Origin of the sequence: Nocardia veterana NBRC 100344, assembly GCF_000308855.1 — a bacterium.
In the GTDB taxonomy this organism is placed as follows: Bacteria; Actinomycetota; Actinomycetes; order Mycobacteriales; family Mycobacteriaceae; genus Nocardia; species Nocardia veterana.
This window is the reverse complement of record NZ_BAGM01000042.1, coordinates 26,721-52,792: the sequence shown is the minus strand read 5'-3', so window position 1 is coordinate 52,792 and position 26,072 is coordinate 26,721. Positions and strand designations below refer to the sequence as shown.

Sequence of the window (26,072 nt, the reverse complement as noted above, 5' to 3'; positions counted from 1 at the left end):
GGGATGGGATTGCGGTCTGTCACCTGTACGACGGGCGGGGCCGGACAAATTCATCGGCCGTTGCCATCGGTGTCCACCGAGTCTGTCACGAGACGCGGTCGACGCGGTTCGGTCAGTGGGTAGCGTTTGTGAACTAACCCTCGTACGCTGCGTGCATGAGCGAGTGGCAGCCAACGGCGTGCATCCTGTGCGAGTGCAATTGCGGCATCCAGGTGCTGCTCGGCTCCGACGGCCGGAGTTTCGACAAGATCCGCGGCGACAAACTGCACCCCTCCTCCGCCGGCTACACCTGCAACAAGGCGTTGCAGCTGGATCGCTATCAGAACGGGCGCACCGGGCGGATCCGCACGCCGTTGCGCCGCCGGGAGGACGGCGGATTCGACGAAATCGACTGGGACACAGCGATCTCCGAGATATCGCAGCGGATGCGCGCGATCGGCGCGGAATACGGCGGCAAGTCGATCTTCTACTACGGTGGCGGCGGCCAGGGCAATCATCTGGGCGGCGCCTACGCACCGGCCACGATGGCCGCCTACGGAATGCGCTATCGCTCCAGCGCCCTGGCTCAGGAGAAGACCGGGGAATTCTGGGTCGGCGCTCGAATGACCGGCCATCCGGTGCGCGCCGATATCGAACATGCCGAGGTGGCACTGTTCGTGGGGAAGAATCCGTACCAGTCACACGGCTTTCCGCGGGCCCGGTCCGTGCTGAAGGAAATCGCGCGCGACCCGGAACGGGCGATCATCGTGCTGGATCCGGTCCGCACCGAAACGGCCGAACTCGCCGATTTCCACCTGCAACTACGTCCCGGCACCGATATCTATCTGCTCGCCGCGATGGCCGCGATCCTGATCCGAGACGATCTGATCGCCCACGACTGGCTCGCCGCGCACACCGAGGGACTCGACGAGGTGGTGGCGGTACTGCGCACGGTGCCGATCGAACGATACTGCGCGATAGCCGATGTCGAGCCGGAACTGGTCACCGCGGCGACCCGCCGGCTGGCCGCCGCCGAGTCGGTGGCCGCCCTGGAGGATCTGGGCGTCCAGATGAACCGGCACTCGACGCTGGTGAGCTATGTCGAGAAGTTGCTGTGGCTGCTGACCGGCAATCTCGGCAAGTCCGGCGCGCAGTACGCCTTCTCCGGCCTGGCCGCCATCGGCCACGACCGCGGGCATCCCGCCGACTCCGGCCCGCGCAGCCCGGTGGTCGGCGCGCGCATCGTCAGCGGCCTGGTGCCGTGCAACGTGATCACCGAGGAGATCCTCACCGACCATCCGGCACGCTATCGGGCCATGCTGATCGAGAGCGCCAATCCCGTGCACTCCCTAGCGGATTCGGCACGGATGCGGGCGGCGCTGGCCGCACTCGATCTGGTCGTCGTCATCGACGTCGCGATGACCGAAACGGCCCGGCTCGCCGACTACGTACTACCGGCACCCACCCAGTTCGAGAAATACGAGGCCACGTTCTTCAATTTCGAATTCCCGCGCAACGTCTTCCATCTCCGGCACCCGGTCCTCCCGCCGCCCGCCGGCGTCCTGCCGGAACCGGAGATTCATGCCCGGCTGGTCGAGGCCGCCGGCGCGCTCACCGAGGACGACTACCGCCCGCTGCGGGTCGCCCTCGAGCAGGGCCGCGAGGCGTTCGCACCGGCGTTCCTGAGCATGCTGGCCGATCCCGCCAAGGCCAGACTGGCGCCCGTCCTGCTCTATCGCACCCTGGGCCCGACCCTGCCCGACGGCGCCGCCGCCGCGGCCGTGCTGTGGGCGGCGGCCCACAACTGCGTGCGCAAGTTCCCGGCCGGGGTGCAGCGGGCCGGATACGGCACCGGGCCGGAGGCCGGTGAGCGCCTGTTCCAGGCGATCCTGACCGGGGCGCACGGCGTGGTGATCACCGACGACGAGATCGGCGAAACCTGGAACCGGCTGCGCGACGGCGTCGTCCGACTGCATATCCCGGAACTCCTGTCCGCCCTGGCCGACCTACCCGAACCCGATCCGGAGCACGAGTGGCCCTTCGTGCTGGCCGCCGGGGAACGACGCGCGTTCACCGCCAACACCATCATGCGCGATCCCGCGTGGCGCACACGCGATCCCGGTGGCGCGCTGCGGATCAGCACGGACGATGCGCAACGGCTCGGCCTGCGGTCGGGCGACCGGGTCCGGCTCACCACCCGCAGCGGCAGTGCCGAGGTGACGGTCGAGCCGACCGACCGGATGCGGAGCGGACATCTGTCGCTGCCCAACGGGCTGGGCCTGACCGTGGAGCACGACGGCGACGTCCTCACCAGCGGCATCGCACCCAACGAACTGACCGCCTTCGACGATCGCGACGAGTGGGTCGGCACCCCGTGGCACAAGTACGTCCCGGCCCGCCTCGATACGGTGGGGACATGAAGCGCACCACCTTCGCCACCTGGCCCTGTTCGGTCGCCCGCACGGTCGATCTGATCGGCGACTGGTGGACGCCGCTGGTGTTGCGCGAAGCATATTACGGCACAACGCGATTCGACGACTTCGAGCGCATCCTCGGGCTCAGCCGCAACGTCTTGACCCAGCGGCTGGCGCGACTGGTCGCCGAGGGCATGCTGGAGAAGGTTCGCTATCAGGACCGCCCGGTGCGGTTCGAATACCGCCTCACCGAGAAGGGACGCGATTTCTTCCCGGTCCTCACCGCCATGATGCGCTGGGGTGACCGCTGGCTCGCGCCGGAGGCCGGGCCACCGGTCGTCATCCATCACGAGACCTGCGGCCACGACACCCACGCCGAGGTGGTGTGCGCGCAGTGCGGCGAGCCGTTGCGCCACGGCGAGGTCTCCTCGCGGCTGGGCCCCGGTTTCCCGTCTCGGCACCGCGAAAGCGCCCTGCAGACCGGACGATTCACCGCCTGATCGGCCGCATCGCACTCGCCGGAAGCCCGCGGCGACCGCGTCCCCCAACCTGGCCGGCCGGTACGTTTCAGTCGGCCGATTCGAGTTTCGGGACCAGCCGCTCGAGCAGCTCCCGCAGCACCTCTTCGTCCTCGGGCGTCAATTCCGCCAGCGCCTTGTAGGCCCGGACCTGCGAACCGCGAATCTGCCCGGCCAGTTCACGACCGGCCTCGGTGGATACCAGATATTTGACCCGCCGATCGGCGGGATTCACCGTGCGCCGCACCAGGCCGCGCGATTCCATCCGGTCGGCCACTCCCGTGAGGTTCGACGGATCACAGGCCATGCGGTCGGCCAGCACCCGCATCGGCAATTCGGCGGGCGGCTCGTTGAGCGCCAGCAGCAGCTTGGCCTGGGTCAGCGTCAGGCCGTGCCCCTCGGCCGCGGTGAGGAAGTCCTGCAGGTAGGCCGAGACGAAGCGGGCGATCAGCAATGCCAGCGGGCTCTGCGCTGTGTCCGGTGACATAGCGGCAATCCTACCGATGCGATTGACAACGGCTATCGTCGACTTCTTAAATACTTGAGGTCTTCAAACATATATGTCTTCATACATATGGAGGTGGCTGGTGGAGCGTAAGGGTTCGCTACTGACCGGCGTGTTGGCCTTCGCCGCGATGATCGTCACGGTCATGCAGACCCAGGCGGTGCCGATCCTCGGCTTGATCGCGACGAAGTTGCAGGTCTCGACCACATCGGTCAGCTGGGTGACCACGGCGACGCTGCTCTCGGCCGCGGTCTCGACGCCCCTGCTGGGCCGGGTCGGCGACCTCTACGGCAAGAAGCCGACCCTGCTCGGTGTGCTGGTCGTCGCCGCGGCGGGTTCGGCGATCTCCGCATCCGCGAATTCGCTGAGCGTGCTGCTGGTCGGCCGGGTGCTACAGGGCGTGGCCACGGCGATCTTCCCGCTGGCACTCGCGGTGTTGCGCGAGGAGATTCCGGCGCGGCGCCTGCACCACGCGATGGCCATCGTCAGCGGCACCCTCGGCTTCGGCGGCGGTCTCGGCCTGGTGTCGACCGGCCTGCTGACCAAGGGCGCCGATCCGGACTACCACGTCGTCTTCTGGTTCACCGCCGCGCTGTCGGTGGTCGCGCTGGTCGCCGCGGCGGTGGCGGTCCCGGCCACCACCACCCGCCACCCGGGCGCGGTCGATCTCCCCGGGGCCCTCACCCTGGGCGGATTCCTGATCCTGCTGCTGCTGCCGATTTCCCAAGGGCACGAATGGGGTTGGACCTCGGTGACCACGCTCGCCTGCTTCGCGGGCGCGATCGCCACCGCGGCGGCGTGGGTGCTGACCGAACGCCGGGTGCGCACCCCGCTGGTGGATCTGCAGATGTTCACCCATCGGCCGGTGCTGTTCACCAACCTGGCCGGCATGTTCATCGGATTCGCGATGTTCATGCAGTTCATGGGGGTGTCGTATCTGGCCCAGATGCCCACCCGGGTGGCCGGTTACGGCTTCGGCGCCTCGATCCTGCGCGCCTCGGTGGAATATCTGCTGCCGGCGACGCTGTCGTCCATGCTGGCCGCGCCGATCGGCGGGATCCTGGTCGGCCGGCTCGGCGGACGCTCGGTACTGGCGCTGTCCGGAGTCGTCGGCATGGTCGGATTCGGCTGGCTGGCACTGGCCCACGACACCACCGCGTCGGTGATCGCCGCGAGCGTGGTGATCGGTATCGCGATCAGTTTCGCCTATGCGGCCATGCCCGCCCTGATCGCGGCCGGCGTCCCGCATCACCAGAGCGGGATCGCCAACGGCATCAACTCCATCTCCCGGACCGTCGGCAGCTCGCTGGCCAGCGCGATCATCACCACGCTGCTGACCGCGAAACTGCTTCCGCAGCTGCCGCTCCCCCAGGAGAGCCAGTTCACGATCGCCTTCTGGGTGGGGGCGGCGGCCTGCGTCGCCACCGTCCTCGCGGCCCTGCTCGGACTCCGTCCGGAAGTCCGCCATGGCGGACCCGGCACGGCCGCCACCGCCGAAACCCCGGCAGCGTCGCCGGTATCGGCCTCGGCGGTCTGACCGGCGCCGGCGGACCCGCTCCGGACCACTGTCGCCCGGAGCGGGTCCGCCCGATCTCAGCGGCCGATCAGCCAGGCCACGGTGCTCAGCTGGACCGCCGTCGATCCCACACAGTCATCGCCATCGGTGTATTCCGTTGCCGCACAGCGCTATGACATCGCCGTCGGCCGGGCTACCCGCTCCGGACAGCACCGGGCCCGCCGCCGACATTCCGGTGTCAGCCGCCGGTGACCAGGCAGGCGTACCCGAGGTGGATGCCGGTACCGACCGGGAGATCCAGTCGCGCCGCCGGCAACTCGGTGGGCTGGCCCGCCTGCACCGCCGTCACCGTATGGTGCCCGGGTGTCGCCGGCACCCACGGGATGAGCGCGTAGGCGCCCCCGGGCCGGGCGACACCGAACGCGACACCGTTGTCGTAGAAGGTCACCGGCGCGACCGGGTCGGTGACATCGGCCTGCAGGGTGTAGCCGCATCCGCTGCCGTAATTGGTGGCGATTCCGAAGTTCATATCGGGGGTGGCGCCGATTCTGGTGACAGCGGCATTCGCGGCCTGCGGAAACATCAGGGCGACCACCGCCGCCATGCCGAACAGACCGCCGCCCACGACGGTGGCGGCCCGGCGGCCCGCGCGGATGCTCCCGGTCCTCGTCGTCTCGTGCATGATGCCGTCCCTCGTCCTGGGCGCCGCAGCGCTGACCGAGACCGCCTGATGTGCGCGAACATCCCCCGACTGCGCCGCACGGTCTGTCGGCACGATACCCCGTAGGCTCACCCGCGGGACCCCGATTGCGCCGTGCACACGACGAGATCGACGGGCCGGAGGCCGCCACCGCGCGCGTGGGAGGACGATAGGGATATGCACCGCAAACCGCCGACTCGCGATATCGACGAAGCCGATCTGTCGGTGAGCCCGCCCAAGGATCAGGCCGCCGGCGTCACCGCGGTCGCGGTCGCGCTGGAACGGGCCGTCGAGGAGATGGGCGTGCTACGGACCGCCCGCACGCTCGCGCGGGTGAATCAGCGCCACGGCTTCGACTGTCCGGGCTGCGCCTGGCCGGAACCCACCGGTCACCGTCGCCCGGCCGAATTCTGCGAGAACGGCGCCAAGGCCGTTGCCGAGGAGGCGACGCTTCGCACCGTTACTCCGGAGTTCTTCGCCACCCACTCGGTCGCCGAACTCGCCGGCAAGTCCGGCTACTGGCTGGGGCAGCAGGGCCGGCTCACCCATCCGATGGTGCTGCGCCCGGGCGATACGCACTACTCCCCCATCGCCTGGCCGGAGGCACACCGCCTGATCGCCGACACCCTGCGCGGACTGGCCGACCCGGACGAGGCGGTCTTCTACACCTCCGGCCGCACCGCCAACGAGACCGCGTTCCTCTACCAGCTGCTGGTGCGCAGTTTCGGCACCAACAACCTGCCGGACTGCTCGAATATGTGCCACGAGTCCTCGGGAACGGCACTGACCGGCTCCATCGGCATCGGCAAGGGGTCGGTGTCGATCGACGATTTCGCCGCCGCCGACCTGATCATCGTCGCCGGACAGAATCCCGGCACCAATCATCCGCGCATGCTGTCGGCACTGGCCGCCGCCAAGGAGGCCGGGGCCCGGGTGATCGCGGTCAATCCGCTCCCGGAGACCGGGCTCATCGGCTTCCGCGATCCGCAGACCGTCAAGGGTTTCACCACCGGAATCACCATCGCCGACGATTTCCTGCAGATCCGTCTCGGTGGGGATATGGCGCTGTTCCAGGGGCTGGCCCGGCTGCTGTTCGAGGCCGAGGATCGGGCACCCGGCACGGTTGTCGATCGGATGTTCGTCGACACGCACACCGCCGGATTCGCCGAGTACGAAAAGCAGATGCGCGCGGTCGATCTCGACGAGGTGCTCCTCGCGACCGGACTCACCCGCGCACAGCTCGAGCACACCGCGCGGCTGCTGGCCGCCTCCGAGGCCACGATCATCTGCTGGGCGATGGGCTTGACCCAGCAGCGCCACGGGGTGGCCACCATCGAGGAAGCCACCAATCTGCTGCTGTTGCGCGGCATGATCGGCAAGCCCGGAGCCGGCGTGTGCCCGGTCCGCGGCCATTCCAACGTGCAGGGCGACCGCACCATGGGCATCTGGGAGAAGATGCCCGAAAGCTTCCTCGCCGCACTGGATTCCGAATTCGGCATCACCACACCCCGCGAACACGGCTGGGATACGGTCGATTGCATTCGCGCCATGCGTGACGGGCGCGCCAAGGTGTTCGTCGGCATGGGTGGGAATTTCGTCTCCGCGACCCCGGATACCGCGGTCACCGAGGCCGCGCTGCGCAACTGCGAGCTGACCGTCCAGGTATCGACCAAACTCAACCGCAGTCATCTGGTGCACGGGCGCACCGCGCTGATCCTGCCCACCTTGGGGCGAACCGATCTCGATCTGCAGGACGGGGTGAGACAGCAGGTCTCGGTGGAGGATTCGATGTCGATGGTCCATCTGTCCACCGGACGGCTGCGGCCGGTGAGCGAGCAGCTGCGCAGTGAGGTCGCGATCGTCTGCGAATTGGCGCTCGAGCTGTTCGGCCCCGACCATCCGGTGCCGTGGGCGCGGTTCCGCCGCGACTACGATCTGATCCGCGACGCCATCGCTCGTGTCGTCCCCGGTTGCGCCGACTACAACCGGAAGGTACGCGGCCGCAACGGTTTCCAGCTCCCGCATCCGCCCCGGGACAATCGTGAATTCCGCACCGCCTCCGGCAAGGCCAACTTCGCGGTCAACGAACTACAGTGGCCGCGGATACCGGCCGGACGGCTGTTGTTGCAGACGCTGCGCAGTCACGACCAGTACAACACCACCGTCTACGGCCTGGACGACCGCTACCGCGGGATCCACAATGCCCGCCGCGTGGTGCTGGTCCATCCGGACGACATCACCGAATTCGGCTTCCGCGACGGCGACTCGGTCGATCTGATCTCGGAGTTCGACGACGGAGTGCAGCGACGGGTCAGCGATTTCCGGATCGTCGGCTATCCGACGCCGCGCGGCAACGCGGCCGCCTACTATCCGGAGACCAATCCGCTGGTTCCGCTCGACCATGTCGCCGAACGATCCAACACCCCGGTTTCCAAAGCCGTGCTCATCCGGCTCGAACCCCATCGACACCCGGCCCCCTGACCGCCCCGGCGTCGTTTCGGCGGCATCGACCAGCACTGCGAGGCAGCATTGAGCAGAGTGACCGCGCGCAGACCGACCCGACGGATCACCGCGGCGGGCGTCATCTCCCGGCCCGACACCTTGGCGGTGGAGGAACCGCTGGAATTGCGCATCGGCGGAACCGCGCTGACCGTCACCATGCGCACACCGGGCCACGACATCGACCTCGCGCACGGATTCCTCTTCAGCGAGGGGATCATCGAATCGGCCGACGACATCGTGTCCGCGCGCTACTGCGCGGGCACCGACGATCAGGGTCGCAATACCTACAACGTGCTCGATATCGAGCTGCGCACGCCGGTCCCGATCCGGCCGCGCGGGTTCGTCACCAACAGTTCGTGCGGGTTGTGCGGGACCACCGCACTCGAGCAGGTGCGCACCCGCAGCCGCTTCCGGCTGCCCGCCGCCGCACCCCGCATCGACCCGGCCGTCCTCGCCGCGATGCCCGGCGAGTTGCGCTCGCGGCAAAGCGTTTTCGACGCCACCGGCGGCCTGCACGCGGCCGGATTGTTCACACCGGACGGCCGGGCACTGGCCGTACGCGAGGATGTCGGGCGGCACAACGCCGTCGACAAGGTGGTCGGGTGGGCGTTGCGGGAGGGACACGTACCGGCACACGACACCGTGCTGATCGTCAGCGGCCGCGCCTCCTTCGAGTTGGTGCAGAAGGCGGTGATGGCGGGCATCCCGGTCCTCGGGGCGGTCTCGGCGCCGAGTTCGCTGGCCGTCGATCTGGCCGCCGACAGCGGACTCACCCTGGCCGGCTTCCTGCGTGGCGAAACGATGAACATCTACAGCGGAGTCGACCGCATCGAACCGGATGCGCCCGCGGCCACCGGAACCTGAGCCGGGAACCAGGACCGACAGTCGTGATCCCTGCTACTCTCCCAACTAGAACACGTTTCAATTCTTGGGAGTTCACATGGCAGCGCAGCAGATCCGCGAAACGGTCGAACGCTACGTGCAATTGGTGGCCAGCGGCCCGACCTCGGAAATTCTGGCGCTCTACGCACCCGATGCCGTCGTCGAGGATCCGATCGGCAGCGATCCGCGCCGCGGCCACGAGGCCATCGGCCAGCTGTACCAGGCGCTGGAATCCCTGGAGCGCAAGACCGAACTGCACGCCGCGCGGGTGGCCGGCAACCATGCCGCGGTCTCGTTCACCCTGGTCGGTGAGGTCGGCGGCCACCGCATGACCCTGTCGCCGATCGATGTGATGGAGTTCGACGAGCAGGGCAGGATCACGAGTATGCGGGCCTACTGGGGCCCGGACGACATGGTCAACGAGAAGATCTGACCTCTAGCATCCCGGATCGCCGCCGCGCGCCCGCCGGAATTTCGACGGCGACCGACCGGCGGCGAACTGCACCCCTTGTTCCTCCCCATTGCCCGGTTTACGGTAAGTCGACAATCGGCGGACGAAGGGGCGTCTGATGCGAATTTCGGTGCGGGGGACGGGCGAGGGGCTGCGGGTCCGGATGCGACTGGATGTCGATCGCCGCCGGTGGTTGATCGTTCGAATCTCGTTGTGGTTGTTGGCGATCACGGGGATCGTCATCGGCCTGTGGGCACTGCTGCTCCCGGAGCAGTGGTACCGCAGTTTTCCCGGTTTCGGCCTGGACTGGGTGCCGATGGGCGGCCCGTACAACCATCATCTGGTCACCGACGTCGGGGCGTTCTTCCTCGGCTTCGGGGCACTGAGCCTGGCCGCGCTCTACTACCGCGACAGCGTGACCGCCCGGATCGCCGGCATCGGCTGGCTGGTCTTCGGGATTCCGCACCTGATCTATCACGCCTCGCACAAGCCGGATGACATGAGCGCGGCCAATTTCGCGTTCAGCCTCGTGGCCGCCCTGCTCCTGCCGGTACTGGGCGCCGCGATCGTCCTGGCCGCCCCGCGGGGACGCGTGCAACTACGCGATCCGGCGCCGATGAATATCCGCTTCCCGCGCCGTCGTAGTAGGTGAAGCCGCACGGTAACGGCGCCACCGGCGACGGCGATGAGCAAGCATCGGGGAAAAGGTTCAACGGCGAACCACGGAAGGTCAACGACGATCTTCGACAACGGGCGCGACCAGGCAACCGGTCGTCACCGCCTCCGATCGGCAGCCCGACGAACTACCGCGACAATTCGATACCGCTAGCGCGGGTGTGCATCCGCATCGACGATGTCCGCCCGTGGAACCGCCGCCAATGCCGCCAGCGCGTTGAGGAATCCGCGCCGGTCCGCCGCATCGAGACGACCGAGCAAGACCTCCTCCCGAGCCTGAATATCGGATTGCGCCGCCTGGGCCAGGGCCCGGCCCGCCGCCGTCACGGCCAGCAGCCGGGCCCGCCGATCGGCGGGATCGGGGTAGCGTTCGATCAGCCCCCGTTCCTGTAGATCGTCGAGGACGGGAATGATCCGGGTCTTGTCGGCCCCGATCTCCTCGGCCAATACGCCTTGGCCGCGCGCCGGACCCCGGCTGAGCGCGAGCAGCACCGAATACGCCCACATGCTCAGCCCGTGCGCTTCCAGAACGGGCTTTTCCAGCGCCATCAGGGCACGGCCGAGCGGCACGATCATCGCCGCCAGATCGGGTCGCCGCGTATCCGCCATGCCGAACAAGATACGTCCTCGGCACCGCGCGCCCGCCACGGTCCCGGCGCGGCCACGCCCTCGTTGCCGACGCCACCGTGATCCGGCGCCGACGCGCCCGCGCTTCCAGCGCCGCCCGCTCCCCCGGCCCGGGTAATCATGTTCAGCCCCCGGCTATTTCACCGGATCCGGCCAATTCGGCGAGCGGCCGAGCCAGGCGAGAATCTCCGCGAGCGGATCCGCGCCGTCGGGATTCGGCACCGCGGGCGCGAACGGCGATCCCGCCTGAGTTCGGAGCTCGCCGTCGGGCACCGCGCGGGCCACGCGCAAGGCCGGCTCGACGAGTTCGGCGTCCAGTTCGTAGGGCAGATCGAGCGACCGGGCGACGTCCCAGCCGTGCACGATGTAGTCGATGAGATGGAATCCGATCGCCTGCTCCCCCGGCGCGGTGAACCCGGAACCGAACTCCGGAAGGTCGAAAACCCGCTGCAGGACATCGGATTCGGAGAAGGCCGAGTCGACATCGGCCGCCGCGGCGAGGTAGTCGGCCACCGGATCCGCCGCCGTGGTGACCCGCCACGCGGACGGGTCGGCACCGCGACCGCGGGCAGCCGCCGCGAAGCCACGATGCTGGGCGGACATATGCGCCAGCAGCTGTGCGAGGTTCCAGTCCGCGCACGGTGTCGGCCTGAGCAGGTCGTCGGCCGTCGCCTTCGACACGATCGTGACGCTGTAGGCGACCGCCTTGCGGTCGAGGTCGGCAATATTAGTCATGAGCATATGATATGCGTACGCTTATCATCTGTCGATGCTTATTTTTCTCCTCGCTACCGTGGTCTGAGATCGGCGTCACACCGCGCACCCGTCACATCGGCCGACAGCATCTCGTCCAAGGGGTGAACCGTCTTCCGAAGGGAGAACCATGAGTGCCACCCGAATCCCCCCGGTAACACCGCAACAGGCCGGCCCGCTGACTCGGATCATGTACCGCTTCAGCAAGCGCAAGTTCGGTGAGGTGCCCGAACCGATGGCCGTCCTCGCCAACCATCCCAAACTGCTCACCGCCTACGCGGCCCACGAATCACTGGTTCAGCGGGCCACCGCCGTCGTTCCCGAGGATGTCCTCGAGATCGCGGTCTACCGCGTGGCGTGGACCATCGGCTGTTCCTGGTGCGTCGACTTCGGCACCATGCTGATGCGGCTGAGCCATCTGGACGTGGAGAAGCTGAAGGATATCGCCGACTATCAGACCTCGCCGTCCTATACCGACGACGAACGCGCCGCGATCGCCTACGCCGACGCCATGACCGCCACACCCACCACGGTCACCGACGAACAGATCACCGATCTGCGCGCCCGGTTCGGCACCGACGGCGTCGTAGAGCTGACTTACCAGATCGCCCTGGAGAATTCGCGCGCCCGCACGTATTCCGCACTCGGTATCACCGCGCAGGGTTTCAGTACCGACTCCTGCCGGGTGCCCTGGGCATGAAGACCGAATAGCCCGCACGCGAAAGGGGCGGGAGGTGCAGACCTCCCGCCCCTTTCGCGTGGACCTGGCGGCCGGCTCCTACGCCGACTTCTCGCGACGCTCGGTAGCCTGACGCTTACGCGGCACGATGGTCGGCAGCACGTTGTCGTTGACCGTGTCGGCGTTGATGACGACCTTGGCGACGTCGTCGCGACTCGGAATGTCGTACATCACCGGCAGCAGCACTTCCTCCATGATGGCCCGCAGGCCGCGCGCGCCGGTACCGCGCAGAATCGCCTGATCCGCGACGGCTTCCAGCGCGTCCTTGGTGAACTCCAGATCGACGCCGTCCATCTCGAACAGGCGTACGTACTGCTTCACCAGCGCGTTCTTCGGCTCGGACAGAATCCGCACCAGCGAATCCTTGTCCAGGTTGGTCACCGAGGCGACCATCGGAAGCCGGCCGATGAATTCGGGGATCAGACCGAACTTGATCAGATCCTCCGGCATCACCTCGGCGAAATGGTCGGCGGTGTCGATCTCGGCCTTGGACCGGACCTCGGCGCCGAAGCCGATGCCGCGCTTACCGACCCGGTCCTGCACGATCTTCTCCAGACCGGCGAACGCGCCGGCCACGATGAACAGCACGTTCGTCGTGTCGATCTGGATGAACTCCTGATGCGGATGCTTGCGCCCACCCTGCGGCGGCACACTCGCCTGGGTACCCTCGAGGATCTTCAGGAGGGCCTGCTGCACGCCCTCACCGGAGACGTCCCGGGTGATCGACGGGTTCTCGCTCTTGCGGGCGATCTTGTCGACCTCGTCGATGTAGATGATGCCGGTCTCGGCCCGCTTGACGTCGTAATCGGCGGCCTGGATCAGCTTGAGCAGAATGTTCTCGACATCCTCACCGACATAGCCGGCCTCGGTCAGCGCGGTCGCGTCGGCGATGGCGAACGGGACGTTGAGCATCTTGGCCAGCGTCTGGGCGAGATAGGTCTTACCGCAGCCGGTGGGGCCGAGCATGAGGATGTTCGACTTCATCAGCTCGACCGGCTCGCCCCGGCTGTCGCGGCCCTTGTCCCCGGCCTGGATGCGCTTGTAGTGGTTGTAGACGGCCACCGCCAGCGTGCGCTTGGCCGAATCCTGGCCGATCACGTACTGCTCGAGGAAGTCTCGAATCTCGGCCGGCTTGGGCAGCTCGTCGAGCTTGACCTCACTCGACTCGGCCAGCTCCTCTTCGATGATCTCGTTGCAGAGGTCGATGCACTCGTCGCAGATGTACACCCCTGGTCCCGCAATGAGCTTCTTGACCTGCTTCTGGCTCTTTCCGCAGAACGAGCATTTGAGCAGATCGCCGCCATCACCGATGCGCGCCATCTCGTGGGTCCCTACTTCCTTGTCCGCGTGCAACCGTCTGTCCCGGATGCCGACAAGCCGCCTTCGAACAACGCTACCCGCCGTGCTCCGATCAGTGTCGCGCCTCGATCGGATTCTCGCACTTCGGCGATCGTCGTCCGGGTCGGTCGATATGCCGACAACCGATGAGCCAAGGTCCCTAGACCGACCGTACCCGGTCGACGCGACAGAGGTCGACAACTCCGGGATGTTTCTCGCCGAGAGAGTGTCGGAAAGCTCACCCGACACCCCACCGCGAGACGTCCCGGCCGCCGATCCGAGCGGTGCCGACCTCGTTCCGCCACCCGGACCGGTTCCCCGCGGAGCCCGCCTCGCGGCGAGCTCCGCGACCGGATCACTTCTTCTGCGCGCTCAGCTTGCGGTAGTCGAACACCGTGTCGATGATCCCGTATTCCTTGGCCTCCTCGGCCGTCAGGATCTTGTCGCGGTCGGTGTCCTTGCGGATGGTGTCGGCATCCTTGCCCGTGTGGCGGGCCAGGGTGGTCTCCATCAGCCGGCGCATGCGCTCGATCTCGGCGGCCTGGATCTCCAGATCGGAGACCTGGCCCTGGATGCCGCCCTCCAGCGAAGGCTGGTGGATCAGCACGCGGGCGTTGGGCAGGCAGGCGCGCTTACCCGGCGTACCGGCCGCGAGCAGCACCGCCGCCGCCGAGGCCGCCTGGCCCAGGCAGACCGTCGCGACATCGGCGCGCACGTACTGCATGGTGTCGTAGATGGCCATCAGCGAGGTGAAGGAACCACCGGGCGAGTTGATGTACATGGTGATGTCGCGATCGGGATCCAGCGACTCCAGCACCAGCAGCTGCGCCATGATGTCGTTGGCCGAGGCGTCGTCCACCTGCACGCCGAGGAAGATGATGCGCTCCTCGAACAGCTTGTTGTACGGGTTGGACTCCTTGACGCCGAAGCTCGAGTGCTCGATGAACGACGGCAGGATGTAGCGGGCCTGCGGGCTCGCCGGTGCGATACCGGACAGGCCTGCCCGCGGATCGATGAGAGTCATCTTCGTCTCCAAAGTCTGTGTGGTGGAACGCTACTGGGCCGAGCCGTTGTTGGCCTGACGGGAGTGCGTGATCACGTGGTCGATGAAGCCGTAGTCGAGCGCTTCGGCGGCGGTGAACCAGCGGTCACGATCGGCGTCGGCGGTCACCTGCTCGATCGACTTCCCCGTGTGCAGCGCCTGCAACTCGGTGAGCTCGCGCTTGGTGTGGGCGAACTGCTCGGCCATGATCGCGATGTCGGCGGCCGAACCGCCGATACCCGCCGAGGGCTGGTGCATCATGATGCGCGCGTGCGGCAGCGCATAACGCTTGCCCTTGGTGCCCGCGGTCAGCAGGAACTGCCCCATCGAGGCCGCCAGACCCATGGCATAGGTGGCGATATCGCATTCGGCGAACTGCATCGTGTCGTAGATCGCCATACCCGCGGTCACCGACCCGCCGGGCGAGTTGATGTAGAGCGAGATGTCGCGAGTCGGATCCTCGGCCGCCAGCAGCAGGATCTGCGCGCACAGCTTGTTGGCGATGTCGTCGTCCACCTGGGTGCCCAGGAAGATGATGCGGTCGCGGAGCAAACGCTCGTACACCGAATCACTGAGGTTGAGCCCAGCAGTCGCGGATGTCATGACCGGCCCCGACTTCGAAGGTGCCACAGCCTGATTGATTGTCACGGATACCTGCCCTCTCTCGCCGGCACGATGCCTGCCGGCACAGCCTCTGTCCAATATGCGGTCTCCCGGGCCTTCGTCGTTACGCAAGCTACCGCCTCCGTGCCCGACACTCGACCGCGGCCTGATTCGGTTGACACAAACCCTAACGAAACAAGGCGGCACCGAACTCCCGGTACCGCCCTGCTTCGCTTACAGCTGACTCATATGTCGCCGATGGCTACTCGGCGGTGTTCTCGGCCGACTCCGCGGCCTCCGCATCCGACCCCGCGTCGGCCGGCTCACCGAACATCTCGGTGGTGTCGACCGCGTTGCCCTCGGTGTCGGTGACCTTGGCCTTGAGCACCACACCGGCCAGCGCCTTGCCGCGGCGCACATCGGCGAAGATCGCGCCGAGCTGGCCCGCCTGCTGGATCTGCTGGATGAACTGCTCCGGCGCCATCCCGTAGCGCTGCGACTGGAACAGGATGCGCTCGGTCAGCTCCTGCTGGCCGACCTGGGTGTTCTCCGATTCGGCCACCGCGTCCAGCAGCAGCTGGGTCTTCACCGACTTCTCGGCGGCCTCCTTGGAATCCTTGTCGAACTCCTCGCGGGTGCTGCCCTGCGCCTCGAGCGCCTCGGCGAACTTCGCCTCGTCGTGGTCGAAGCCGTGCACCGCGTCGTGCAGCACCGCGTCGACCTCGGCCTGCACCGCGGCCTCGGGCAGCGGGACCTCGGTCTTGTCCAGCAGCGCCTCGAGCACCTTGTCGCGGATCTCGCCGGCCTGCTGCACCTTCTTGGACTGCTCGACCCGCTTGCGCAGATCTTCCTTCAGCTCCTCGATGGTGTCGAATTCGCTTGCCATCTGCGCGAATTCGTCGTCGGCCTCGGGCAGCTCGCGCTCCTTGACCGAGTTGACCTTGACGGTGATGACGGCTTCCTTACCGGCGTGCTCGCCGGCCACCAGGGTGGAGGTGAAGTCCTTGGACTCCTCGGCCTTCATCCCGATCAGGGTGTCGTCCAGGCCCTCGATCAGCTGGCCGGAGCCGACCTCGTGCGACAGGCCGGAGGTGGTCGCCTCGGTGACCTCCTCGCCGTCCACGGTGGCTGACAGGTCGATCGAGACGAAATCGCCGTTCTGCACCGCGCGCTCGACGCTCTTCAGGGTGCCGAAGCGCTGCCGCAGCGACTGCAGCTGCTGCTCGATGTCCTCGTCGCCGATGGTGAGCGGGTCGACGGTGACCTCGATGGTCTCGTAGTCGGGCAGCGTGATCTCCGGTCGGACATCGACCTCGGCGGTGAACGCCAGCTCGTCGCCGTCCTCGATCTTGGTGATCTCGATCTCGGGGCGGCCGAGCACCTTCACGTCGGAAGCGGTGACGGCCTCGCTGTAGCGGGCCGGCAGCGCGTCGTTGACGACCTGCTCGAGGATGGCGCCGCGGCCGAGGCGGGCTTCCAGCAGCTTGGCCGGGGCCTTACCCGGACGGAAGCCGGGAATCCGCACCTGCTGGGCCAGCGCCTTGTACGCCTTGTCGAAATCCGGCTTCAGCTCCTCGAAGGGCACCTCGACATTGATGCGGACCCGGGTCGGGCTCAGCTGCTCGACGGTGCTCTTCACGGACATGCTCCTTGTTCGTTGTTCACTGGTCTGTGTGGTCGCCCGACGGACACGGTCCGACGACGACGATGTTCGGGTGCCGTTCTACAACGGCGCTGTTCCCCCCGAAATCGCATCCCGATCAGGGTAGTCGACCCTCGAGGCGGGGCCACAATCGGCCATTGGAAGGTCGCCACCCGCAACGGGCGGACTACCCGACCTTGACCGCGTCGGTCACGAAGACGAGAGTCTCGTTGGGCTTCACGCCCTGGCCGCCCTGGCCGTAACCCAGATCCGGCGGAATGATCAGCAGTCGCCGCCCGCCCTGTTTGATCCCGATCAGGCCCTGATCCCAACCCTGGATGACCTCACCGGTGCCGAGGGTGAGCGGAAAGGTCTGACCGCGGTCGAAGGAGCTGTCCAGCTTCTTCTTGTCCGACCAGGTGACCAGGGAGTAGTTCATCTCGACCGGCTGCCCGGTCGCCGCCGCGGGCCCGCTGCCCTCGACCAGATCCTTGGTGACCAGCTGCTTGGGCGGATCGCAGTCGTCGGGAATGGTGATGGTCGGCGCCTGGCCGAAGCCGCCGGTGACACCGATGTCGTCGGCGGTGCACTCACGACCGTGGCTCGCCGTCGGAGCCGCAGCCGCGGACCGCCCGGAGGTGGGTAGGCCGGCCGTGGTGCTCGAGGCCGCCGCGGAGCCGTTGTCGTCGTTGCCACCACAGGCGGTGAGCGCGACCGCGGCCGCCGCGACCGCCGCCGAGCCGATGATCCTGGCCAAAGTCTGCATGCGCGGCACAGTAATCGGTGCCCTGCGCGCCCTCCCTGTGGGGCCCGTCACCGCTGCCGGCGGGTAGCCTGGCGTCGAGTCTCCATCCGAAGCGGTTACCCGAACACCCCACTGTGAGGAGCACGATCTTGTCCGATTTGGCGAGTTCGGAGGGCCGGGTCCCGGGGATCGATCCCTCCGGGGGCAAAGATACGGCCGCCGACAACATCGGCAGCAGCGGCGGCGCCACGATCGCACCCGAGCCCTATCGGCTCGCCGAGGTGCCCGGACCGTTGACGCCCGGCGAACTCGCCGACATCGACGCTTGGTGGCGGGCGGCCAACTACCTCTCGGTCGGCCAGATCTACCTGATGGCCAATCCGCTGCTGCGCACCCCGCTGGCCGCCGAGCACATCAAACCGCGGCTGCTCGGGCATTTCGGCACCGTGCCCGGCCTGAATCTGGTGTGGGCACATGCCAATCGAGCGATTCGCGCGCGTGACCTCGACGCGGTGTTCGTGGCCGGGCCCGGTCACGGTGGCCCGGGACCGAACGCGTGCGCCTGGCTCGAGGGGACGTATTCGGAGCTGTACAGCCATATTTCGCGGGACGAAACGGGAATGGGGGCGCTGTTCGCCCAGTTCTCGTTCCCCGGTGGCGTACCCAGCCACTGCGCGCCGGAGACGCCCGGCTCCTTCCACGAGGGGGGCGAACTCGGGTATTCGCTGCTGCATGCCTACGGCGCGGCGCTGGACCATCCCGATCTGACCGTGTTCTGTGTGATCGGCGACGGCGAAGCGGAAACCGGACCGCTCGCCACGAGCTGGCATGCCAACAAATTCCTCAACCCGGGCCGGGACGGGGCGGTGCTGCCGATCCTCGCTCTCAACGAATACAAGATCGCGAATCCGACGGTGCTGGCGCGTATTCCGGAAGCCGAACTGCTGTCGCTGCTGCACGGTTACGGTTACGACCCGATCATCGTCGCCGGGCACGACCCCGCGGCGGTCCATCAGGCCATGGCCACCGCGGTGGACCGCAGCCTCGACCGCATCGCGGAATTCCAGCGCGCCGCCCGCACAGACGGCGACGGAACGCGGCCACGCTGGCCGATGATCGTGCTGCGCACCCCGAAAGGCTGGACCTGCCCACCGGTCGTGGACGGTGATCGGGTGGAGGGGACCTTCCGCGCCCATCAGGTTCCGCTGCCCGCCGCCCGCACGAACGACAGCCATCGCCGGGTGCTGGAACAGTGGCTGCAGTCCTATCGGCCCGCGGATCTGTTCGACGAATCCGGCCGGCCCTATCCGCAGCTGCTCCGCCAGGTCCCGGCGGGTCCCCGGCGGATGAGTGCCAATCCGATCGCCAACGGCGGGGCGACGATGCGCGACCTGCGGCTGCCGGATTGGCGCGCGTACGGCGTCGAGGTCACCACACCGGGTGCCACCGCGCACGAGGCCACTCAGGTGCTGGGCACCTGGTTGCGCGATGTCACCGACACCAACCGCGACAATTTCCTGATCTTCGCCCCGGACGAACTGGCCAGCAACCGGCTGCAGGACGTGTTGACCGTGACCGGCCGCGACTGGCAGGCCGAAATCGGGGAATACGACCTGCGATTGGATCGCACCGGCCGCGTCGTGGAAGTGCTGTCGGAGCATATGTGCCAGGGCCTGCTGGAGGGCTATCTGCTCACCGGCCGGCACGGCGTATTCACCTGCTACGAGGCGTTCATCCACATCGTCGACGCGATGTTCAATCAGCATGCGAAATGGCTCGACGCCAGCAGCGCGGTCCCGTGGCGGCGGCCGATCCCGAGTTTGAACTATCTGCTGACCTCGCACGTCTGGCGGCAGGACCACAACGGGTTCACCCATCAGGATCCGGGCTTTCTCGACGTGGTGATGAACAAGCAGCCCTCGATCGTGCGGGTGTATCTGCCGCCGGACGCGAACACCCTGCTGTCGACCTACGATCACTGCCTGCGCTCACGCCATTACGTGAATGTGGTCGTGGCCGGTAAACAGCCGCAGGCGGATTGGCTGTCGGTCGCCGAGGCGAGCCTGCACTGCGCGCGCGGCGCGGGGATCTGGGAGTGGGCCGGACACAACGACGAGGTCGGCACGACCCCGGATGTGGTGCTCGCCTGCGCCGGCGACGTACCGACCCTGGAAACACTGGCGGCCGCCGCGATCCTGCGGGAACGGCTGCCGCAGTTGCGGGTTCGCGTGGTGAACGTGGTCGATCTCATGCGGTTGCTGCCGGAGGACGAACATCCGCACGGGCTGCCCGATCGTGAATTCGACACTCTCTTCACCCGCGATCGGCCGATCATCTTCGCCTTCCACGGCTATCCCTGGCTGATCCACCGGCTCACCTATCGGCGCACCAATCACTCCGGAATGCATGTGCGCGGATACAAGGAGAAGGGCACCACCACCACGCCGTTCGATATGGTCATGCTCAACGATCTCGACCGCTACCACCTGGTGATGGACGTCATCGACCGGGTGCCCGGGCTCGGAACGCAGGCCGCCGGACTGCGCCAGGAAATGGCGGATGCCCGCCTCACAGCTCGCACCTGGACCCGCGAACACGGGGAAGATATTCCCGAAGTCGCCGACTGGCGCTGGCCCTACGGAAATTAACCGGTATTTCACGCGGACAACAGGAACATCGAGGTTACGCTCCGGCAGATACCCGCCGATAAGGGGGTATGGATGAGGAACGGAAACCCCGCATGGACCAATGCACCACCGCGGCGCCCCCCACCGTGCTGCCCGCCGAACCGCTCTCGGCCGGCGCGGCATCGTTCACCCTGCAGTTCACCGGCTACCTCTATGCGGTCGGCCTGCGCGATGCCTTCGCGGACCTGATCGCGCACCACCCCGCACTGCGCACGGTCTATCCGATGCCCGGATCCAGTGCCGCGCCGCGGGTGCTGTCACCGACCGCGGCCGTCGTGCCGCGCACGGTCCCGATACCGGTGCCGGCGACCGAATTGCCCGCGGCGATAAGGGCATTCATGACGGAGGAGGCCGAGACGTCGCTGTCGCTGCCGGTACGAGCCAAACTCTTCCGGCCGCTCGCCGACCCCGAGGACGCTCCCCAGCATCTGTTGGTGGTGATCCTGCGCCGGGAGGCGGTCGCCGGAGTGCCACCGGCCCAGTTGGCACACGATCTCATGACCGCCTACGCCGCGCGGCGCCGCAATCTCGAACCGACCTGGGAGGCCACCGACCCGGCGGCGCGACTACCCGTCCACGAATTACGCGGAGTACGGCTGATCGATACCGAGACCGTGAGCGAGTGGCCGCACTGAAACGATTCGGTTCAGCCGAGGACCTCGGCGAGCCGGTCCAGGAAGGGACGCTGCCCGGCGACGAGCTTCTCGCGGGCCCGGGCGGGATCCAGCCACGCGACCCGATCGAGCTCCGGAAACGTCTGCACGCGTCCGGATTTGGGGGGCCATTGCATCTCGAACGTACCCGGGACCACACGCTCGGGATCCAGATCTCCGGCCACCGCCCACGCGGTGAGCTGTTTACGGGACCGGCCACTGCCGTAGCGGACCTCACCCAGGTCGATCCACTCCCCGTCGGGGACGGGTAGCCCCAATTCCTCGGTGAATTCGCGCGCGGCCGCGGTCCGCGCATCCTCGGCATCGGGCAGGTATTCGCCCTTCGGGATCGACCACGCCCCGGCGTCCTTGCGCGACCAGAACGGGCCGCCCATATGTCCGAGCAAGACCTCCGGTTCCGGCTGCCGCCGGAAGAGCAGAACTCCCGCGCTGTATTTGAACGCCGTGGCTCCGGTCATGATCGCAGTGTGCCGCATCGCGGACGTGGGCCGGCCCCGGCTAGCCGTCGTGTCTTCCGGCCGTGAGGTCGTAGACCGTGGTGCCGTCGATATCCGTTGCGGCATAATGCTGTTCGACCCACTGTGTAATCTGCGTCGCCGCCGAGGCGCGCTGCGATCCATCCGGTCCGCGTCGTTGCGAGGCGATGAAGTAGTGGATCCGCCCCTGCGCGACGTACTCCTGGAACCGGTCGAGCGTGGGCGCGGGATCCCCGCCGCCGAATCCACCGATCGGCATCACCGCGTACCCGGAATCGAGCTGGAGGTCGGCGGCGCCCATCGAGCTGATCGCCGCCGCCGCCCAGGTATAGCCGGCGCCGTTGCGCTGCAGGAGCTCCACCACCGCCTTGTTCACGTGACCCCCCATCCCGGGACCGGCCTGGCGCTCGGCATCGGTGCCCGCAGGCGCGCCGAGGCCGGGCGGGTTCGCGCCCACGGTCCCGGCGTCCGGTCCCGCCGGGACGCAACCCGCGCCGGCTTCGGTCCCCGCCGGACTCGATCCGTCGGCGGCGGCGCCCGGTACCTGAGCGGAGCTGCTCCCGGAGCCGCCCGGAGGTGCGGCAGGAATGTCCCGCCGGCCCGCGGTCGCGGGTCGACCGTCCCCACCAGGACCCGGGCCACAGAACACCGCCGGACCGAAACCGAACCCACCGGCGGTTTTCGGTCCGGCGAGCACGATGCCGCCGTTGTGCGCGGTGGCGATCGTCTGGATGGAGTAGGCGACCGGACCGGCGATCGCGACCAGGACCGCCACCAGCGCCGACCAGCCCGCGATGCGCAACGACCGCGGCGCGAGCAGCGCGACCGTGGCGATCGCGCCGCCCACCCCGATCGCCCACCGCAGCCAGGGCACGAAATCCGGCGTCCGGTGCAGCAGGACCACGGCGGTGACCGTCGTCAGCGCCATCGTCGCCGCCAAGACGAGGCGCACCCACATCCGGTCGCGTTCGCGCCACAGCAGCACGGCCCCGAGTGCGCTCACCCCGGCGAGAGCCGGCGCCAGCGCGACCGTGTAGTACTGGTGGAAGATCCCCTTCATGAAGCTGAACACCGCCGCGGTGACCAGCGCCCAACCGCCCCACAGCAGCAGCGCGGACCGGCGGATATCGGTGCGAGCGGCCCTGCCGCACAGCACGAGCGCCGCGACGAACAGCAGCAGTGCGGCCGGAATCAACCAGGCGATCTGGCCGCCGACCGTTTCGCTGAACATCCGGGTGAGGCCGGCCTCCGAACCGAAGGACGGCCCCCGCCCGTGACCGCCGCCGGGACCCGGTCCGGACGGTCCGCCGAACCCGCCGCCGGAATCCACTCCCAACCGCTGCAGACCGTTGTAACCCAGGGTCAACTCGATGATCGAATTATGTTTCGAGCCACCGAAATACGGCCGCGCATCGGTCGGCCACAACTGGGCGATCAGCACCCACCAGCCGGCGCCGACCACCATCGCGGCACTGGCGGACAAGAGCTGCAGGATACGAGTGCCGAGCTTCGGCGGACCGGCGAACAGGTAGGTGACCGCGAGCGCGGGCACGACCAGCAACACCTGCAATTGCTTTGCCAGAAAACCCAATCCGACGAATCCGCCGCACAGCACCAGCCAGCGCCAGCGTCCGTCTTCCACGGCTCGGGTCATCGCCCACACCGCCGCGACCATCAGCAGCACCAACAGGGCATCGGGATTGTTGTAGCGGAACATCAGCGCCGCCACCGGGGTCACCGCGAGGACGAGTCCACCCAGCAGCCCGGCCGCCGGACCGACGCTGCGGCGCAGCGTCGCCCACAGCAGGGCCACCGACGCGACCGCGATCACCACCTGCGGCACCAGCATGCTCCAGGTGTTCATCCCGAAGATGCGTGCCGAGATCTCCATCGGCCACAACGAGGCCGGCGTCTTGTCGACCGTGATCGAATTGCCCCAGTCCGAGGATCCGAAGAAGAACGCCTGCCACGACCGCGCGCCGGACTGCACCGCGGCGGCATAGAAGGAGTTGGCCCAGCCGTTCGCACCGAGATTCCACAGATATGCGACGGCGGTGCCGAGCAGCAGTACCGCGAGCAACGGGAACTCCCACGGCCGCTGCCGCACATTCCGCGGCCGAGCGGGGACGAGCACGTCGTCCGGCGCGATTGCAGTTTCGGTCATGGCAGCCATGATGTCGGCCGCCTCCGCCGCTGCGCTGGGACCGGGCTGGGAGAACGCTGTGAACCGGTTATCGACACCGCACCCGGGAGGAGAGCAGGCTCACCCACCGCGGATGTCGGAGAATTCACGATCACCGGCTAGGGTGGAGTCCGAGTGCTCCGTTATGTCACTCCCTCCGTCGTGGATGTCCACTTTTCGCGTCGGCCACCCAGCGACCGGCCACCTACGGGCCGGCAACCGCCGTAATTTCGGCGCGCTGTGGTTCACCTCTGTTGCTCGAAAGGCACCACGACCACTTATGACAACTCGTTCGTCGAGCCCTGCCGCCACCGCGACCTTCGCCGCGCTCGGCGTCTGCGCACCGCTGGCACGCACCCTCTCCGTCGAAGGTTTCACCGCACCGCTGCCCATCCAGGCCGCGACGCTGCCCGATACGCTGGCGGGCCGTGACGTCCTCGCCCGCGGACGTACCGGCAGCGGAAAAACACTGGCGTTCTCGATTCCGCTGGTCGATCGGCTGTCCCGGCTCGACCGCCGGCGCTTGCCCGGCCGCCCCTCCGGTTTGGTGCTGGCCCCCACCCGGGAGCTCGCCACCCAGATCGCCGCCACCCTGGCACCCCTGGCGACAGCCTGCGATCTGCGCGTCGTGACCGTATTCGGCGGCGTCCCGCAGGCCCGGCAGGTGCGTGAAATCCGTTCCGGCGCCGATATCGTCGTCGCCTGCCCCGGGCGCCTGGAGGATCTGATCAAGCAGGGTCTGGTGAATCTGGACGAGGTGCGGATCACGGTGCTCGACGAGGCCGACCATATGGCCGATCTCGGCTTCCTGCCCGGCGTCACCCGCATTCTCGCAGCGACCCCCGCCGACGGCCAGCGACTGCTGTTCTCCGCCACCCTGGACAACGGGGTGAACAAGCTGGTCCAGCGCTTCATGCGAAACCCGTTGTCGCATAGCGTCGATGCGGCCCACTCACCCGTGCCGGCGATGACCCATCACGTCTTCGAGATCGGCGACAGCGAGGCCAAGCGCGCACTCGTGCATGCGCTGGCCGCCGGTACCGGCCGCCGAATCCTGTTCATGCGCACCAAACATCACGCGCGGCGGCTCGCCAAACAGCTCACCACCGCCGGGATACCGGCCGCCGATCTGCACGGCAACCTGTCCCAGGTGGCCCGCGATCGCAATCTGGCCGCCTTCGCGGCGGGCACCACCCGAGTGCTGGTCGCCACCGACATCGCGGCACGCGGCGTGCACGTCGACGACGTGGAACTGGTGGTCCATGTCGATCCGCCCGCCGAGCACAAGGCCTATCTGCATCGATCGGGTCGCACGGCCCGGGCCGGCAGCACCGGTGACGTCGTGACGATCATGCTTCCGGAACAACGCAAGGACGTCGCCGTCCTACTGCGCAAAGCCGGCCTCGATGTGCGACCCCAGCGGGTGAGCGCGGATTCCGAACCGGTCGTCGCGCTGATCGGTCCGATTGCGCCGCCGGTCGCCGCGGGCGCGGCCGAACCCGAAACCGCGCCCGCACCAGGCCGTTCCGCGCGATCCGGGGCCGGATCGGGGCGCCCCCGAAACCGGCGGGGCAACCGGCGCGATACCGCCGCCCGCGACCCCCGCCCCCTCGACCGAGGCACTGCGCACGGTCGGACAGCACCGGGCGATCGCTCCCTCGGGGCCACACAGTCCACGACCGGGCGCGCGTCGGCGAAGCACGAGTCGACGGCGGCCGAGCGCACCACACAGCACCCACCGCGGCGTGGCAGCGGCGCGGCGAGCGATGCGCGACGGGGCGGCAGGCAGAGCAACGCCGCCGTCCACACCACCCGGACGAACCGGGATTCGGCGGCGCCGCACGATCGCGGCGCGCGTGGCAGCACGAAGAATGCGAATCGCCGGGGACCTGTGTCCACGGAGCGATCGGGGCGCACCGGTGGCGCCGCGTCGGAGCGTTCCGCCGGTAGCGGCGGTTCCCGCCGACGCTGACTTCGAGCGGCGGCCGGTGGTGGCGCGCCCGGGTATCCGGTGTCGCGCCACGCGGCAACCGATCGGCGTTCGGAACCGAAAAATCCTGACCCCCAACCCGATCCGCGCGCCGGAGGCGGGTGCGTCAGCCGGTCACCTTCAACCCCACGACGCCGGCGACGATCATCACCAGCAGCAGGAGCTTCAGCAACGATGCCTGCTCGGTGCCGGTGACCATCGCGTACAACACCGTGAGCGCGGCCCCGATCCCCACCCAGACCGCGTAGGACGTACCCACGGGCAAGGTACGCATCGCGTAGGCCAGCCCCGACATCGAGGCCACCAGCGCGGCCGCGAAGATCACCGATGGCAGCAGCCGGGTGAAGCCGTGCGATTTCCCCAGCGCGGTGGCCCAGACGGCCTCGAAGACTCCGGACAACACGAGCACGATCCACGCCATAGTCAGCATTC

General features: G+C 67.9%; 23 protein-coding genes. 11 read left to right on the top strand and 12 right to left on the bottom strand.

What is annotated here, in order from left to right; all coding sequences use genetic code 11:
- The first annotated feature begins 155 nt into the window (after positions 1 to 155).
- Positions 156 to 2,399 carry a molybdopterin-dependent oxidoreductase gene (locus ON37_RS07275; RefSeq protein ID WP_040718003.1) on the top strand — a complete coding sequence of 748 codons (2,244 nt, stop codon included), beginning with the start codon at positions 156 to 158 and terminating at the stop codon, positions 2,397 to 2,399.
- Positions 2,396 to 2,893, top strand: a complete 498-nt coding sequence (locus ON37_RS07270; protein ID WP_040718002.1) for a winged helix-turn-helix transcriptional regulator — start codon at positions 2,396 to 2,398, stop codon at positions 2,891 to 2,893. Before ON37_RS07275 ends, ON37_RS07270 begins: the two co-directional genes overlap by 4 nt.
- Positions 2,894 to 2,960: 67 nt before the next feature.
- Here the strand turns inward: ON37_RS07270 and ON37_RS07265 are convergent, their stop codons facing one another.
- Complete coding sequence (locus ON37_RS07265; protein WP_040718001.1) at positions 2,961 to 3,398, bottom strand: MarR family winged helix-turn-helix transcriptional regulator; 438 nt, start codon at positions 3,396 to 3,398, stop codon at positions 2,961 to 2,963.
- A 100-nt stretch (positions 3,399 to 3,498) separates the two neighbouring features.
- Here ON37_RS07265 and ON37_RS07260 point away from each other — a divergent pair, with 100 nt between their 5' ends.
- Complete coding sequence (locus tag ON37_RS07260) at positions 3,499 to 4,953, top strand: MFS transporter (RefSeq protein WP_245553097.1); 1,455 nt, start codon at positions 3,499 to 3,501, stop codon at positions 4,951 to 4,953.
- 217 nt (positions 4,954 to 5,170) lie between these two features.
- Here the strand turns inward: ON37_RS07260 and ON37_RS07255 are convergent, their stop codons facing one another.
- Entirely contained in the window at positions 5,171 to 5,614 is a 444-nt protein-coding gene (locus ON37_RS07255) for a hypothetical protein (protein WP_157171377.1), read from the bottom strand.
- A gap of 195 nt (positions 5,615 to 5,809) precedes the next feature.
- Here ON37_RS07255 and ON37_RS07250 point away from each other — a divergent pair, with 195 nt between their 5' ends.
- The 4 genes from ON37_RS07250 to ON37_RS30840 all read left to right on the top strand — a co-directional run bounded on the left by ON37_RS07250 (position 5,810) and on the right by ON37_RS30840 (position 10,119).
- Positions 5,810 to 8,113 (top strand): FdhF/YdeP family oxidoreductase, encoded by a 2,304-nt coding sequence (locus ON37_RS07250; protein ID WP_040717998.1) that lies wholly within the window; start codon positions 5,810 to 5,812, stop codon positions 8,111 to 8,113.
- Between the two features lie 48 nt (positions 8,114 to 8,161).
- A complete protein-coding gene (gene fdhD / locus ON37_RS07245) occupies positions 8,162 to 8,998 on the top strand; it encodes a formate dehydrogenase accessory sulfurtransferase FdhD (protein WP_040717997.1) in 837 nt (278 codons plus the stop codon).
- A gap of 76 nt (positions 8,999 to 9,074) precedes the next feature.
- On the top strand, positions 9,075 to 9,449 hold the full coding sequence (locus ON37_RS07240; protein ID WP_040717996.1) for a nuclear transport factor 2 family protein: 375 nt from the start codon (positions 9,075 to 9,077) through the stop codon (positions 9,447 to 9,449).
- 136 nt (positions 9,450 to 9,585) lie between these two features.
- A complete protein-coding gene (locus ON37_RS30840; RefSeq protein ID WP_051031289.1) occupies positions 9,586 to 10,119 on the top strand; it encodes a hypothetical protein in 534 nt (177 codons plus the stop codon).
- Positions 10,120 to 10,292: 173 nt separating this feature from the next.
- On the opposite strand, the gene ON37_RS07230 is transcribed toward ON37_RS30840, so the two are convergent.
- The gene (locus ON37_RS07230) at positions 10,293 to 10,751 is read right to left on the bottom strand and encodes a MarR family winged helix-turn-helix transcriptional regulator (protein WP_040717995.1); all 459 of its coding nucleotides are present in this window, start codon (positions 10,749 to 10,751) and stop codon (positions 10,293 to 10,295) included.
- A 153-nt stretch (positions 10,752 to 10,904) separates the two neighbouring features.
- Positions 10,905 to 11,504, bottom strand: a complete 600-nt coding sequence (locus tag ON37_RS07225; protein ID WP_083892794.1) for a TIGR03086 family metal-binding protein — start codon at positions 11,502 to 11,504, stop codon at positions 10,905 to 10,907.
- A gap of 148 nt (positions 11,505 to 11,652) precedes the next feature.
- On the opposite strand from ON37_RS07225, the gene ON37_RS07220 reads away from it, so the two are divergent.
- A complete protein-coding gene (locus tag ON37_RS07220; protein WP_040717993.1) occupies positions 11,653 to 12,222 on the top strand; it encodes a carboxymuconolactone decarboxylase family protein in 570 nt (189 codons plus the stop codon).
- 78 nt (positions 12,223 to 12,300) lie between these two features.
- Here ON37_RS07220 and clpX read toward each other — a convergent pair whose 3' ends face one another.
- From clpX to ON37_RS07195, 5 genes are all read right to left on the bottom strand, one after another.
- Positions 12,301 to 13,581 carry an ATP-dependent Clp protease ATP-binding subunit ClpX gene (gene clpX / locus ON37_RS07215; protein WP_040718015.1) on the bottom strand — a complete coding sequence of 427 codons (1,281 nt, stop codon included), beginning with the start codon at positions 13,579 to 13,581 and terminating at the stop codon, positions 12,301 to 12,303.
- Between the two features lie 373 nt (positions 13,582 to 13,954).
- Positions 13,955 to 14,623: an ATP-dependent Clp protease proteolytic subunit gene (locus ON37_RS07210; RefSeq protein WP_040717992.1), complete on the bottom strand. Its 669-nt coding sequence runs from the start codon at positions 14,621 to 14,623 to the stop codon at positions 13,955 to 13,957.
- Between the two features lie 30 nt (positions 14,624 to 14,653).
- Positions 14,654 to 15,244 carry an ATP-dependent Clp protease proteolytic subunit gene (locus ON37_RS07205; protein WP_040717991.1) on the bottom strand — a complete coding sequence of 197 codons (591 nt, stop codon included), beginning with the start codon at positions 15,242 to 15,244 and terminating at the stop codon, positions 14,654 to 14,656.
- Positions 15,245 to 15,506: 262 nt separating this feature from the next.
- On the bottom strand, positions 15,507 to 16,883 hold the full coding sequence (tig, locus tag ON37_RS07200; protein ID WP_040718014.1) for a trigger factor: 1,377 nt from the start codon (positions 16,881 to 16,883) through the stop codon (positions 15,507 to 15,509).
- 190 nt (positions 16,884 to 17,073) lie between these two features.
- Positions 17,074 to 17,652 carry an FKBP-type peptidyl-prolyl cis-trans isomerase gene (locus ON37_RS07195; protein ID WP_040717990.1) on the bottom strand — a complete coding sequence of 193 codons (579 nt, stop codon included), beginning with the start codon at positions 17,650 to 17,652 and terminating at the stop codon, positions 17,074 to 17,076.
- A 230-nt stretch (positions 17,653 to 17,882) separates the two neighbouring features.
- Between ON37_RS07195 and ON37_RS07190 the strand changes: the two genes are divergently transcribed.
- A complete protein-coding gene (locus ON37_RS07190; RefSeq protein ID WP_051031293.1) occupies positions 17,883 to 20,279 on the top strand; it encodes a phosphoketolase family protein in 2,397 nt (798 codons plus the stop codon).
- A gap of 92 nt (positions 20,280 to 20,371) precedes the next feature.
- A complete protein-coding gene (locus ON37_RS07185; RefSeq protein ID WP_157171376.1) occupies positions 20,372 to 20,953 on the top strand; it encodes a condensation domain-containing protein in 582 nt (193 codons plus the stop codon).
- A gap of 11 nt (positions 20,954 to 20,964) precedes the next feature.
- Here the strand turns inward: ON37_RS07185 and ON37_RS07180 are convergent, their stop codons facing one another.
- Together ON37_RS07180 and ON37_RS07175 are read right to left on the bottom strand one after the other, a co-directional pair.
- Complete coding sequence (locus tag ON37_RS07180) at positions 20,965 to 21,450, bottom strand: NUDIX hydrolase (protein WP_040718012.1); 486 nt, start codon at positions 21,448 to 21,450, stop codon at positions 20,965 to 20,967.
- A 40-nt stretch (positions 21,451 to 21,490) separates the two neighbouring features.
- Positions 21,491 to 23,632: a glycosyltransferase family 39 protein gene (locus ON37_RS07175; protein ID WP_040717988.1), complete on the bottom strand. Its 2,142-nt coding sequence runs from the start codon at positions 23,630 to 23,632 to the stop codon at positions 21,491 to 21,493.
- Between the two features lie 298 nt (positions 23,633 to 23,930).
- Here ON37_RS07175 and ON37_RS07170 point away from each other — a divergent pair, with 298 nt between their 5' ends.
- A complete protein-coding gene (locus tag ON37_RS07170) occupies positions 23,931 to 25,622 on the top strand; it encodes a DEAD/DEAH box helicase (protein WP_083892790.1) in 1,692 nt (563 codons plus the stop codon).
- Between the two features lie 124 nt (positions 25,623 to 25,746).
- Here the strand turns inward: ON37_RS07170 and ON37_RS07165 are convergent, their stop codons facing one another.
- Entirely contained in the window at positions 25,747 to 26,061 is a 315-nt protein-coding gene (locus tag ON37_RS07165; RefSeq protein ID WP_040717987.1) for a DMT family transporter, read from the bottom strand.
- Positions 26,062 to 26,072: the final 11 nt, after the last annotated feature.

What these genes read in the sequence shown, in the direction of transcription:
- ON37_RS07205 (WP_040717991.1), bottom strand. Translation starts at nt 15,244, where the DNA reads ATGACATCCGCGACTGCTGGGCTCAACCTCAGTGATTCGGTGTACGAG.
- ON37_RS07225 (WP_083892794.1), bottom strand. Translation starts at nt 11,504, where the DNA reads ATGACTAATATTGCCGACCTCGACCGCAAGGCGGTCGCCTACAGCGTC.
- ON37_RS07230 (WP_040717995.1), bottom strand. Translation starts at nt 10,751, where the DNA reads ATGGCGGATACGCGGCGACCCGATCTGGCGGCGATGATCGTGCCGCTC.
- ON37_RS07195 (WP_040717990.1), bottom strand. Translation starts at nt 17,652, where the DNA reads ATGCAGACTTTGGCCAGGATCATCGGCTCGGCGGCGGTCGCGGCGGCC.
- ON37_RS07270 (WP_040718002.1), top strand. Translation starts at nt 2,396, where the DNA reads ATGAAGCGCACCACCTTCGCCACCTGGCCCTGTTCGGTCGCCCGCACG.
- ON37_RS07210 (WP_040717992.1), bottom strand. Translation starts at nt 14,623, where the DNA reads ATGACTCTCATCGATCCGCGGGCAGGCCTGTCCGGTATCGCACCGGCG.
- ON37_RS07240 (WP_040717996.1), top strand. Translation starts at nt 9,075, where the DNA reads ATGGCAGCGCAGCAGATCCGCGAAACGGTCGAACGCTACGTGCAATTG.
- ON37_RS07275 (WP_040718003.1), top strand. Translation starts at nt 156, where the DNA reads ATGAGCGAGTGGCAGCCAACGGCGTGCATCCTGTGCGAGTGCAATTGC.
- ON37_RS30840 (WP_051031289.1), top strand. Translation starts at nt 9,586, where the DNA reads ATGCGAATTTCGGTGCGGGGGACGGGCGAGGGGCTGCGGGTCCGGATG.
- ON37_RS07265 (WP_040718001.1), bottom strand. Translation starts at nt 3,398, where the DNA reads ATGTCACCGGACACAGCGCAGAGCCCGCTGGCATTGCTGATCGCCCGC.
- ON37_RS07165 (WP_040717987.1), bottom strand. Translation starts at nt 26,061, where the DNA reads ATGGCGTGGATCGTGCTCGTGTTGTCCGGAGTCTTCGAGGCCGTCTGG.
- ON37_RS07185 (WP_157171376.1), top strand. Translation starts at nt 20,372, where the DNA reads ATGGACCAATGCACCACCGCGGCGCCCCCCACCGTGCTGCCCGCCGAA.
- clpX (WP_040718015.1), bottom strand. Translation starts at nt 13,581, where the DNA reads ATGGCGCGCATCGGTGATGGCGGCGATCTGCTCAAATGCTCGTTCTGC.
- ON37_RS07220 (WP_040717993.1), top strand. Translation starts at nt 11,653, where the DNA reads ATGAGTGCCACCCGAATCCCCCCGGTAACACCGCAACAGGCCGGCCCG.
- ON37_RS07170 (WP_083892790.1), top strand. Translation starts at nt 23,931, where the DNA reads ATGACAACTCGTTCGTCGAGCCCTGCCGCCACCGCGACCTTCGCCGCG.
- ON37_RS07250 (WP_040717998.1), top strand. Translation starts at nt 5,810, where the DNA reads ATGCACCGCAAACCGCCGACTCGCGATATCGACGAAGCCGATCTGTCG.
- ON37_RS07180 (WP_040718012.1), bottom strand. Translation starts at nt 21,450, where the DNA reads ATGACCGGAGCCACGGCGTTCAAATACAGCGCGGGAGTTCTGCTCTTC.
- ON37_RS07175 (WP_040717988.1), bottom strand. Translation starts at nt 23,632, where the DNA reads ATGACCGAAACTGCAATCGCGCCGGACGACGTGCTCGTCCCCGCTCGG.
- ON37_RS07255 (WP_157171377.1), bottom strand. Translation starts at nt 5,614, where the DNA reads ATGCACGAGACGACGAGGACCGGGAGCATCCGCGCGGGCCGCCGGGCC.